At 72.2% G+C, this 6716-nt stretch carries 9 protein-coding genes; 3 read left to right on the top strand and 6 right to left on the bottom strand.

What is annotated here, in order from left to right:
* The coding region (locus tag JWR81_RS31045; RefSeq protein WP_297661054.1) for a hypothetical protein at positions 1-306 on the bottom strand (306 nt) is incomplete at its 3' end.
* 63 nt (positions 307-369) lie between these two features.
* The gene (locus JWR81_RS31040) at positions 370-981 is read right to left on the bottom strand and encodes a TetR/AcrR family transcriptional regulator (protein ID WP_297661052.1); all 612 of its coding nucleotides are present in this window, start codon (positions 979-981) and stop codon (positions 370-372) included.
* Positions 982-1083: 102 nt separating this feature from the next.
* Between JWR81_RS31040 and JWR81_RS31035 the strand changes: the two genes are divergently transcribed.
* Positions 1084-1536: a nuclear transport factor 2 family protein gene (locus tag JWR81_RS31035; RefSeq protein WP_297661050.1), complete on the top strand. Its 453-nt coding sequence runs from the start codon at positions 1084-1086 to the stop codon at positions 1534-1536.
* Positions 1537-1574: 38 nt separating this feature from the next.
* Here JWR81_RS31035 and JWR81_RS31030 read toward each other — a convergent pair whose 3' ends face one another.
* From JWR81_RS31030 to JWR81_RS31020, 3 genes are all read right to left on the bottom strand, one after another.
* Positions 1575-2357 carry a hypothetical protein gene (locus JWR81_RS31030; RefSeq protein WP_297661048.1) on the bottom strand — a complete coding sequence of 261 codons (783 nt, stop codon included), beginning with the start codon at positions 2355-2357 and terminating at the stop codon, positions 1575-1577.
* Between the two features lie 86 nt (positions 2358-2443).
* Complete coding sequence (locus JWR81_RS31025; protein WP_297661046.1) at positions 2444-3475, bottom strand: LLM class F420-dependent oxidoreductase; 1032 nt, start codon at positions 3473-3475, stop codon at positions 2444-2446.
* 49 nt (positions 3476-3524) lie between these two features.
* Positions 3525-4364, bottom strand: a complete 840-nt coding sequence (locus JWR81_RS31020) for a DUF427 domain-containing protein (RefSeq protein WP_297661044.1) — start codon at positions 4362-4364, stop codon at positions 3525-3527.
* Between the two features lie 359 nt (positions 4365-4723).
* On the opposite strand from JWR81_RS31020, the gene JWR81_RS31015 reads away from it, so the two are divergent.
* A complete protein-coding gene (locus JWR81_RS31015; protein WP_297661043.1) occupies positions 4724-5173 on the top strand; it encodes an NUDIX domain-containing protein in 450 nt (149 codons plus the stop codon).
* Positions 5170-5889: a Sir2 family NAD-dependent protein deacetylase gene (locus JWR81_RS31010; protein ID WP_297661041.1), complete on the top strand. Its 720-nt coding sequence runs from the start codon at positions 5170-5172 to the stop codon at positions 5887-5889. The genes JWR81_RS31015 and JWR81_RS31010 overlap by 4 nt, the downstream gene beginning before the upstream one ends.
* Before the next feature lies 1 nt (position 5890).
* Here JWR81_RS31010 and JWR81_RS31005 read toward each other — a convergent pair.
* Positions 5891-6716: AMP-binding protein (locus JWR81_RS31005; RefSeq protein WP_297661039.1), on the bottom strand; the 826-nt coding region annotated here is incomplete at its 5' end.

The following is a 6716-nucleotide window of genomic DNA, read 5'->3' as shown; positions in this document are numbered from 1 at the left end:
GGAGCCGTCGGCGGCGGTCGCGGGCGGCGTCATGGCCTCACGGTCGGCCGTGCGGCGCCGTTCGGTCGGCTCCGCGGGCTCGGCCGTGGGGGTGGGCGCGACGACGGGGCGCGAGCCGTTGCTGCTGCCGCTGCTGGTGGTGGCCACCTCGCCGGGCGTCTCGGCCGGCCGGTAGTCGGTGAAGAACTCGTGCCATGCCGGGTCGACGGTCGTCGGGTCGTCCAGGAAGCGCTGGTACATCTCCTCGACGAGCCATTCGTTGGGCCCGAACTGATCGGCTGTGCTCGAGGTACTGCTGCTGGACACGCTGTGGACCGCCTTGATCGGATCGCATCGTCAATCGCCGGGGGACTGGCTCAAGGTTAGTCCTCATGTCATCCGCAGGGCACGGGACTCCGGGGCAACCTCCTCACGTCCGCCTCGCATCCCGTGTGGGGCTCCGACCAGCCGCGCCGCCGCCGCACGCGCCCGCGCCGCGGGCTCCACGGTGGCGAAGACGCCCGCCGTCACCATCGCTCCCTCGGCGAGGAGCAGGAGTTCGTCGGCGAGCGCGGCGGGCCGGTCGGCGGCGGTGACGAGCTCCACGAGGTACCGGTGGAACGCGGCCTTGTGGTGGCGGACCTGTGCGAGGACCGCCGGCGACGTCGTGCCCATCTCGCCGAACGAGTTGATCCACGCGCATCCGCGGAAGTCCGGTTCCGCGAACCACGTGCCCAGCCAGTCGAACACCGCGAGCAGGCGCCCCACCGGATCCGGCTGCTCGGCCACCGACGCCGCCAGGCGACCCCGCCAGCGCGTGTCCCGTCGCTCGAGGTAGGCGATCACGAGCTGTTCCTTCGCCGGGTAGAGCCGGTAGAGGCGCTTGAGGGAGACGCCGGACGCGGTCCGCACGTCGTCCATACCCACCGCATGGATGCCGCGGCCGTAGAAGAGCGTCTCGGCAGCGTCGAGCAGCCGGGTGCGCGCAGTGTCCTCATCCATCTTCGATCGGTGCTTCCTTGACGCCGAGAACCAACGTTCTCTAGCCTAGCAGCCGTCGGAGAACGACGGTTCTCCATCGCCGCGAACCGAGAGGACCCCACCGTGACCCCCCGACCTCCCCTCCCTCCGTTCGACGAGGCGAGCGCCCGCAAGAAGGTGCAGGCCGCCGAGGACGCCTGGAACACCCGAGACCCCGAGAAGGTCGCCGCGGCGTACTCCGAGGACTCCGTCTGGCGCAACCGCGACCAGTTCGTGACGGGACGCGCCGAGATCGCCGCGTTCCTCAAGGGCAAGTGGGACCGCGAGCTGGAGTATGCCCTGCGGAAGGACCTGTGGGCCTTCGAGGGCAACCGGATCGCGGTCCGCTTCCAGTACGAGAGCCACGACGTCGACGGCCAGTGGTGGCGCTCCTACGGCAACGAGCTGTGGGAGTTCGACGACGGGGGCTACATGCGCCGCCGCGAGGCCAGCATCAACGACGTCAGGATCGACGAGAGCGAGCGCCGCATCTTCGGCAAGCGCGAGGGCGAGGGCCCCGAGCAGCCCCTGCGGTAGGAGCACGGCGCTCGGCGTGGAGCCCCGACCTCCGCCGCTCAGCGGGGAAGGTCGCCCTCCGAGTCGACGACCGCGGTGTGCGCGGCCGTGGAGCTGATCACGGTGCCCGCCCGCAGCCCGCAGCGGGAGTCCATCCGCAGTGTGTCGCGCTCGCCGGCGAACTGGCCGTCCTCCGGCGAGATCATCAGCTCGGTCCGCGTGCGGCCGGCGTCGTGGACGAGCGCGAGGCAGCGCCGCCCGTCGACGTCGTCGACGCCCTCGGCGGCCGTGACGTCGGGCAGCCGCGCGAGCGCGAGGTACAGGGGCGCGCGCAGGTCGGCGGGCACCAGGCAGGTGCGCAGCACCGTGACGCCCGCGGCGAACGGGCCGAACCAGTCGCCCGGGTTCTCTTCGCGCAGGCGTGCGTACAGCGCGTCGGGGTCGCGCGGCAGGAGGGCGAAGAACTCGCGGGTGGGTGCCTGCCAGTTGCCCCGCGGCGCCCCCATGGGTGTGCCGCAGAAGCCCTCGCCGTCGTCCCCGCCGCCGAGGTGGAACAGGCCGTGCACCGCCCGGAAGCGGCCGACCGGCGCCACGTCGCGGAGGTCGAAGCCGTCGTCGGCCGCCTGCTCCGCCGACCCGACGAGCCATTGCTGCTCGCCGGTCAGCTCACGCTCGAGCACCCACTCGCGGTCGCCGCGGGCGGGCACCCACTGCCGCAGCCGATGCTCGGTGAGGTGGCTGTGCGAACCGAACGTGCCCAGCCACCATGCGTGCGTCTCGACGTAGGTGTACTGATCGGGCCCCATCGGCCGATCGGACACCTCGATGGAGAGGTCGGGCAACGGACGCTCCACTCCGGGTGCTGGCGGCAGTTCACCTCACAGTGTGAAGTGGTCACCCGCCGTCATCGATCCCGGGGGGAGGCCACCTAGACGATCCACTCCTTGACCTGGGAGATCAGCTTCGGAGCGTCACTGCCCACCGGGTTCACGTGCAGGTGGGTGACGCCTGCCCCGGCGAGTGCCGCGATGCGCTCCTTCACGTGCCCCGCGGGGCCGATGAGCGTGACCTTGTCGATGAAGTCCGCGGGCAGTGCCGCCGCGGCCTCGTCCTTCCTGCCGTCGAGGTAGTGGTCCTGGACGAGCTTGGCCTCGGCCTCGTAGCCCTGGCGCTGGAAGACGGTGTTGTAGAAGTTCTTGCCGCGCGCGCCCATGCCTCCGATGTAGAGCGCGTACATGGCCCGGGCGGCCTGCCGGGCGGGCTCCCACATCTCCTCGTCGAGCGCGAGGATGCCGCCGCCGGTGATCTGCAGCGGGCCGAGCTCGGGGGAGCGTTTGGCGAAGCCGGCCTCCAGCGCGGGGCCGAAGACCTCGTTCATCGTCTCCGGCATCACCGCGTGGGGCAGCCAGCCGTCGGCCAGCTCGGCGGTCATCTCGAGGTTCTTGTCGCCCAGCGCCGCGACCCAGATCGGGATGTCGGCCCGCCGCGGGTGGTTGATCAGCTTGAGCGGCTTGCCCAGCCCGGTGCCCTGCCCCTCGGGCAGCGGGATCGTGTAGATCCCCTGGTGGTCGATCTTCTCGCGGCGCCAGACCTGGCGGCAGATGTCGATGATCTCGCGGGTGCGCCCCACGGGCTTGTCGTAGGGGACGCCGTGGAAGCCCTCGATCACCTGCGGTCCCGACGCCCCGAGGCCCAGGATCGCGCGCCCGCCGGAGAGGGCGTCGAGACCCGCGGCGGTCATCGCGGTGAGCGTCGGGGTGCGGCTGTAGAGCGGCAGGATGCCGGAGCCGATCTCGATGCGCTCGGTCTTCGCCGCGAGGAAGCCCATCAGCGAGACGGCGTCGTAGCTGTACGCCTCGGCGACCCAGGCCACGTCGAGACCGGCCCGCTCCATGGCGACCACCGCCTCGGCGCTGCTGATCGGGTCGTCGCTGTACTGGACCTGGGTCGAGAGCTTCATGGGCTGTCTCTAACGCAGAAGTTACTCGCGAGTCAAGTAGTGGGCGGGCTCAGGAGAACATGCTCGTCGTCCGGTCGTGGCGCACGCCGTCGAGGACGAGGTCCACGCGCTCGGTGAAGAAGCAGAGCAGGTCGGTCACCTGCACCGCGTCGGGCAGTGGGGCGGGGTAGGTCCAGACCAGGTCGGGCACGGTCCGGTCGGGGAGCGCCACGTCGCGGTAGGACGCGACGCCCTTGTACGCGCACGCCGTGGTCGTGGTGCTGGGGCGCAGCGCCGAGGCGTCGACGTCCTCGGCGGGCAGGTAGTAGCGCACCGGCAGCGACGTCTCGAACACCAGCGACGGGCGGGTGCTGTCGGCGAGCACGTGCCCGTCGAGCTCGATGCGGACGTGGCGCGAGCTGTGCCGCACGTCGACGCGGTGGAACGGGTCGCGGGGATGGCTGACGATCTCCTCGTCCTCCTCGAGCCACGTGTCGAACGCGGCGAAGTCGAGGACCGCGTAGCCGGCCAGGTCGGGGTCGGCGGGACGGAACGCCGTGCCGCGCAGGACGTCGTCACCGAGGTGGAGCGAGTGCACGACACCGTCGGCGGTGTGCACGCCGAAGCCGGTGGCGGGGGTGAGCACCTCGCGGCCGCCCGGTCCCCCCGGCACCGACGCGGGGCCGTGGCGGTCGCCCTCATCGGGTCCGGCCACGCGCAGGTCGGCCGTGACGTCGGCGACGGGAACGGCGTACTGCGGCACCACCCGGTGCGGCTCCCAGACCAGCACGGCCCCGACGGTGTCGGCTACGCGTCGTCCGCCGTGGAGCACGCGGATCCGCTTGTCGACGGGCTCGTAGCGCAGCCCGTCGAGCGCCGCCGTGAGCTGACCTGCGAGCCGGATCGCCATGCGGCGAGCATGCTCGTCCGGCGGTATATCTGAAACCTTGCGCAAGGAATCTTGCTGAAGAGATGTTGACTCGCGTGACGGAGAACTCGCCCGGACGGAGCACCGAGCAGGAGGCGCTGCGGGCGCCCAGCATCCCCCTCGCTCCGCCCGGAGGGCTCCCGTCCCGTCCGGATGCTGCTCACCGCCTGGCTGCCCCGGCCGCCGGCCTGATCCCGGTGGTGGAGGAGCCGACTCCACGCCCGGCTCTGCTGGGCCTCCCGGCCCCGTGTGGCGACGTGAGCGCCCGCGCTGCCGGGGTGAGGCGTGCGCGGAAGGCGGTGCTCCGGGCACTTTCTCAGCGCACGACCTATCGTCGACGTGTGCGCTTCCAGGTCGTCCCCGCCGCCTACGTCCTGCTCGTGCGGGGGGCCGAGGTGCTGCTGCAGCTGCGGCAGAACACCGGCTACCGCGACGGGCACTGGGCCGCGGCGGCGGCCGGGCACGTGGAGGCGGGGGAGTCCGTGCTGGCCGCGGCGGTACGGGAGGCGGAGGAGGAGATCGGTGTGGTGCCCACCGAGCTCGTACCGCTGACCACCATGCACCGCACCCACGACAACGGGCAGCCGATCGACGAGCGCGTCGACTTCTTCTTCACCTGCCGCACGTGGACCGGCGAGCCGCGCCTGCTCGAGACCGCGAAGGCCGCCGACCTGCGCTGGTGCCCGCTCGACGCGTTGCCCGACCCGGTGGTGCCGCACGAGCGCTTCGTCCTTGACGGGCTGCACGCGGGCGACCTCCCGGCCATCACGACGTTCGGGTTCGGCTCGTGAGCACCGCGGGCGAGAGGCTGCCGCCGCGGGCGCAGTTCGACCGGATCGTCGCCCTCACCGGTGCCGGCATCAGCGTCGCCGCCGGGCTGGGCACGTTCCGCGGGCCGGACGGCCTGTGGACGATCGCGCCGGACGTCGAGCGCGCCATGCACGCCCAGTACGTCCCCGGCAACGTCGACCTCATGTGGCAGGTCTGGGGCGGCATGCACGAGCGTGCGCAGGAGGCGGGCCCGACACCGGCCCACCGTGCGCTCGCGGCGGTCGGGGCCGAGGTGATCACGCAGAACGTCGACGGGCTGCACCACACCGCGGGCTCGGTGGACGCCATCGAGATCCACGGGTCGGCGGGACGGGCGCGCTGCCTGCTGTGCACGTGGGACGGCCCCGCCGTCGAGGCCGCGCGCGCGTCCGGCGACCCCCGTCCGCGCTGCCCGCGCTGCGGCGAGCTCGTGCGCCCGGCGGTGGTGCTGTTCGGCGAGTCGCTCGACGAGGCCGCGCTCGCCGCGGCGCGGCGGGCGGCGGCGACGTGCGACCTGTTCCTGGCCGTCGGCACCTCGGGCCGGGTCGCCCCGGCGTCCTGGCTCGCCCCCCTGGCCCGGGCGGCAGGCGCCATGGTGATCAACATCGACCCGGTGTCCGGGGACCCCGGGCCCGCGTTCCACCGCCAGGTCACCGGCGACGCGCAGCGGGTGCTGGCCGAGTGGGCGGAGAGCTGACTCAGACGACCTGACGCTCCATGCCCTCCCAGTACGCCTTGCGCAGGTCCTTCTTCAGGACCTTGCCCGTGGGGTTGCGCGGCAGCTCGTCGAGCACGTCCACCGACTTCGGGCACTTGAACGAGGCCAGGTGCGCGCGGCAGTGGGCGAGCAGCTCCTGCGGGTCGACGGTGGCGCCCGGTGCCGCCACCACGACGGCCTTGGGCACCTCGCCCCAGCGCTCGTCGGGCACGCCGATGACCGCCACGTCGTCGACGGCAGGGTGCTCGGCCAGGACGCGCTCGATCTCGGCGGGATAGATGTTCTCGCCACCGCTGATGATCATGTCCTTGAGCCGGTCCTGGACGTAGAGGAAGCCGCCGTCGTCGAGCTTGCCCTTGTCGCCGGTGCGGAAGCAGCCGTCCTCGGTGATCACCGCGGCGGTCTCCTCCGGCTTGCCGAGGAAACCCTTCATCAGCTGCGGTGTGCGCAGCAAGATCTCGGCGTGCTCACCGCTCGGCAGGTCCTCCAGGGTGCCCGGGTCGACGATCCGGATCTCCATCCCCGGGATGGCCTGGCCGGCCGAGAGCAGCCGCTCGGGGTGCTCGGCGTCGTGGTGGGCCCCCGGCAGCAGGTGGGTCGCGACACCGGCCACCTCGGTCAGCCCGTAGACCTGCATGAAGTCGGTGTCCGGCCAGGCCTCCATCGCGGCGCGCAGCAGCGGCAGCGGCATCGGGGACGCGCCGTACGTGTAGGTCTTGAGGGCTCCGAAGAGCTTCACGGCGTCCGGACCGGCCTGCAGCACCTGCGCCAGCACGGCCGGCACCAGGAAGGTGCGGTTGGCGCCG

Origin of the sequence: Pseudonocardia sp. (genome assembly GCF_025965585.1) — a bacterium.
Lineage (GTDB): Bacteria > Actinomycetota > Actinomycetes > Mycobacteriales > Pseudonocardiaceae > Pseudonocardia.
Note: the sequence above shows the minus strand (reverse complement) of the source record. Positions and strands in the feature narration are given on the sequence as shown.

What these genes read in the sequence shown, in the direction of transcription:
- JWR81_RS31020 (WP_297661044.1), bottom strand. Translation starts at nt 4,364, where the DNA reads ATGGCGATCCGGCTCGCAGGTCAGCTCACGGCGGCGCTCGACGGGCTG.
- JWR81_RS31040 (WP_297661052.1), bottom strand. Translation starts at nt 981, where the DNA reads ATGGATGAGGACACTGCGCGCACCCGGCTGCTCGACGCTGCCGAGACG.
- JWR81_RS31025 (WP_297661046.1), bottom strand. Translation starts at nt 3,475, where the DNA reads ATGAAGCTCTCGACCCAGGTCCAGTACAGCGACGACCCGATCAGCAGC.